The sequence below is a fragment of the Rhizobium sp. 18055 genome (assembly GCF_902706285.1).
In the GTDB taxonomy this organism is placed as follows: Bacteria; Pseudomonadota; Alphaproteobacteria; order Rhizobiales; family Rhizobiaceae; genus Rhizobium.
In genome coordinates this window covers 1-418 of sequence record NZ_CACSKD010000370.1, presented here as the reverse complement: position 1 = coordinate 418, position 418 = coordinate 1, and the positions used below count along the sequence as shown (strand labels likewise).

Annotated in this window: 1 protein-coding gene; it reads left to right on the top strand. The window is 69.6% G+C overall.

Annotated features, from left to right (window positions below; all coding sequences use genetic code 11):
• Positions 1–116: 116 nt before the first annotated feature.
• Positions 117–418 (top strand): glycosyltransferase (locus GVL52_RS29555; RefSeq protein WP_160012772.1); only part of this gene is annotated, 302 nt, incomplete at its 3' end.

Here is a 418-nt window from a genome sequence, read left to right as displayed (position 1 = left end):
GCCCGGACACGCGTGCCGGGCGAACGAGCCGTCCTCACCGAGGCGCTGGGCTTCCTCCGGAACGGGGCCACCGCGGGTCCGGCGCAAGATCGGGCTCGGGTCTCAGGAGAACCGCCATGAAGGACGCTTCGGTCGATGGCTCGGACGGCGCGAGCATCCCGTTGGTGACGATCGCCATGCCGGCCCTGAACGAGGCCCAGCACATCGCCGAGGCGATCCGCCCGGTGATGCCGGCCTCAGGGTCGCTCGCGTGTGAATTACTGGTGATGGATGGCGGCAGCAGCGACGCGACCTGCGCCATCGTCCAGGCGCTCAGCGATAAGGATCCACGGATCCAGCTGATCCACAACGCCCGCCGCATCCAGGCCTCGGCGCTCAACCTCGCGGCCCGCCTCGCGCATCCGGGCTCGACCTATCT